Annotated in this window: 1 protein-coding gene; it reads right to left on the bottom strand. The window is 40.7% G+C overall.

The window, feature by feature from the left end; translation table 11 throughout:
• The coding region (locus tag EHQ59_RS08285; RefSeq protein WP_425270135.1) for a transposase at nucleotides 1-1,034 on the bottom strand (1,034 nt) is incomplete at its 3' end.
• Nucleotides 1,035-1,199 lie beyond the last annotated feature (165 nt).

The raw sequence follows: 1,199 nt of genomic DNA, 5'->3' as shown, positions 1-1,199 counted from the left end.
TATATCCTAGATACATTAGGCACAAATCCGTCTCTTTGAGCAGACACTAAACGATCCATTCCAATTGCTTTTATGGATTTTATGAAGGAAAGTTCATTTAGATAGAGTTGGGAGTTTTTTGGCTTCACGTAATTGTAGGCACTAAAAGCAGACTTAAGAAGTCTTTGGTTCCCTTCAGCGACTTGGTTATGGACTGAGAGTTTACTCCATCTGTTGCGAGCAAACTTATATCGTTTCTCTTTACTGTGTGCTGTATGGTTTATGGATCGGTGCTTTTTATATATTCCCCAAAGCCAAGGATACCCTTCATCAGAAAATAGGGGAGACTCATAGGGAACAGTTTTGCGAATTAAGGTTCCAAGAGTGTTTGCCTTCTGGTCAGGAACTGAATCAAAGAAGACACAACCATTCTGAGTCGCAATTGTAGACGTAAGTATTCCTACCTGGTTCCCCCCAACTGAATCACTTTGATAGATACTCGCAGTGAGACCACCATGTCTGAACCTCTTCCTGAATAAGTTGCTTCTCTGAGAGGCAGAATACAGAACACACGTATCTAAATGAGGTATCTTTCTATAGAGTTTCTTTCCTAAGTGCTTCTTGATATCCTTCTCTTCCTCTACCTTGGGAAGAGTAACATCCTTAAAAGTATCCTTGAGATCATTGTAATATAATTTCCTTAAAACCTCTACCTGATGGCTCGAAAACACCTGTATTCGTTGCTTCAAAAGCCTCGCCGACCCGTAGGAGATACCTAACCTTTTACTAATTTCTACTGAGGTAATGACCTTGGGGAACTGTATGAAAGACTCCTCTAGAATGTATCCAAACATCCAAATGGGGAGCTTGAAATGATGAAGTGGAGTATATGAGAGCCTAGAGACTTGAGTGTGGCAGTTCTTATTGTGGCATCTCACTAGGTCTGGTCTATTCTTCACACCCTTGGAAAGGATCACATTACACTTAGGACAATACTTAGGGTAGAGGTCATAAAGAATCTTATATGTGAGCTTCTGGAACTTCTCTGTATGGATTCCCGAAGTGTTTGTATACTGTGTATCCTTAAGAGAATCATCTCCTAGGAAAATCTCGTCTGTAAGGTTCTCGTAGAGGTGATCCTTGGAGTGTTGATTGTTTATCCCTTCTAAATGTATCTCTGAGGAAGTAGGTTGGGGAATGTAGGCTCCTTCGTTTGTAGT

It is taken from the genome of Leptospira kemamanensis (assembly GCF_004769665.1).
Taxonomy (GTDB): domain Bacteria; phylum Spirochaetota; class Leptospiria; order Leptospirales; family Leptospiraceae; genus Leptospira_A; species Leptospira_A kemamanensis.
This window is presented reverse-complemented; position numbering and strand designations above follow the sequence as displayed.